Origin of the sequence: Xanthomonas hortorum (assembly GCF_011305375.1) — a bacterium.
Classification (GTDB): domain Bacteria; phylum Pseudomonadota; class Gammaproteobacteria; order Xanthomonadales; family Xanthomonadaceae; genus Xanthomonas; species Xanthomonas hortorum_E.
The window spans coordinates 1-1,717 of record NZ_VCME01000041.1 but is presented as its reverse complement, the minus strand read 5'-3'; the positions used below and the strand labels follow the sequence as shown (position 1 = coordinate 1,717).

General features: G+C 53.5%; 1 protein-coding gene. It reads left to right on the top strand.

What is annotated here, in order from left to right:
* The first annotated feature begins 469 nt into the window (after nt 1–469).
* Nucleotides 470–1,519, top strand: coding sequence for an ATP-binding protein (locus FFY45_RS21780; protein ID WP_176342027.1), 1,050 nt, complete (start codon nt 470–472; stop codon nt 1,517–1,519).
* The last annotated feature ends 198 nt before the right edge of the window (nt 1,520–1,717 follow it).

Sequence of the window (1,717 nt, the reverse complement as noted above, 5' to 3'; positions counted from 1 at the left end):
CTTCCTTAGCGGCTCAATCTGAACTGACATCACCAACGCGGCAGATTGGGCTGTCATCATTGCCATCATCTCGAAAACTAACGGCAAGCTGGATGTCCTGTTTGCCAACGCCAGCGCGGGCTAATTTGCCCTCCCCCCCATCGACCAAGTGACAGAATGCTCAGGTTGACAAATACTTCGGTACCCTATCAGGGCGTCCCATTTGCTCAGGTATGAGGATAGCGTTAGGAGGACTAGGTGCCTTCGTTTGAGCCAGCTTCTCTTCCGAGAAGTAAATCTGAGGCTGCCGCCATAAGGGTATTGGGGCAACCCAGCTGCGCCTTGTATGATCACCTGCAAAGACTGGCTAACCGGCGCTGGCAGGTATTCCGGTAAGAGTTGTGGATTCAGTTGACAACTATTGAAATGTGATGTTAAGGCTCGGCCAAGGTTCTCCTGCCCTTTTGCTAGGTGCGATTGGCGAAAAACGATGTCAACAAATACAGGGGAAGATATGTACATTTCCAGGATTCAGGTCACCGAGGGATTCCTTGATGGTCTCGACATTTCGCTCTCGCCGGGACTGAATGTACTTATTGGAGCTAGAGGAACTGGAAAGACGTCTGTGATCGAGCTCTTGCGCTACTGTCTCGACGTTCCGGGACATACGCCAGAATCAAACAAGCGTAGCAAAGAACACGCTCTTTCTATCCTCGGCACTGGCGAGGTGGTCGTCACCATCTCTACTGGTGGCGAAGATATGGTTTTTCGACGTGCGGCCGGTGACGTCTCGCATCGGATTGCCGCGTCACAAATGCCCATTGTCTTCTCGCAGACTGAGATAGAGACGGTCGGCTTGCAATCGACTGGACGACTTCGCTTAATCGATGGGTTCGCCACCAATCTACGCGAGTTGTCCGACCGCGAAGAGGCTGCTACGGCGTCTGTCCATTCGGCTACGGTGCAGATTGATTCGGCGCAGCGCGAGCTTGACGAGCTGTCAAGGCAACTCGCCGACATGCCGCGCGTAGACGCAGAATTGGCCAAGCTTGCTCCTGCTGAGCTTGATCTCGAAAAACTTTCTGCTGCATCTGCGGAGAAAACTGGTGCTTTGGGTACGTTGAGTCATAAGCTTTCCTCGGCGTCGGTTGAGTCGGAGAAGGCAGGCCGAGCGCTTGACCACGTTATGCAGTGGCGGCATCGTATTCAAAGTGTGGTGGATGCCTCTCCATCCTTAGTCGAACTTCAGCGTTTTCCCGAACTCACTGCAACAGCTCAAAACGCGAGCAATCTGTTGCAAAGTGCAATTCATGAGATTGAGGCATTAGAACAGGCTGTCCGCAGCATCAAAGAGGCTAACGAAGCCGAGAGAGCGACCATTGAGCGAGATGCTCGGACGCTGCGTCAGGAGGTCGAGACGCTTCAGGAGGGCTCGGGAGCAATCATAAGTACAGGAATGAAGTTGCGAGAAAGGAAAGCGCAATTGCTTGCTCTGAATGATCTGTTTCGAGGGAAACGCGATGCTTTAGGGAAGGTCTGAATAACGCGGCCTGAGAGCGCGGAATGTCGCGTCGTTGCGGAGAGTCGCGTTTGGATCTTCGGAGTTTGGCCATTTCTGGCGCTTTCCGTGGGAAATCCCCGGGTTACAGGCGCACGCTCCCCATGGCAGGCAGTAACTGCTTTCGCTTCATCCACAGATTGGAGAGCGCAAACAAGGTCAGCACGTGTGCGGTGTTCT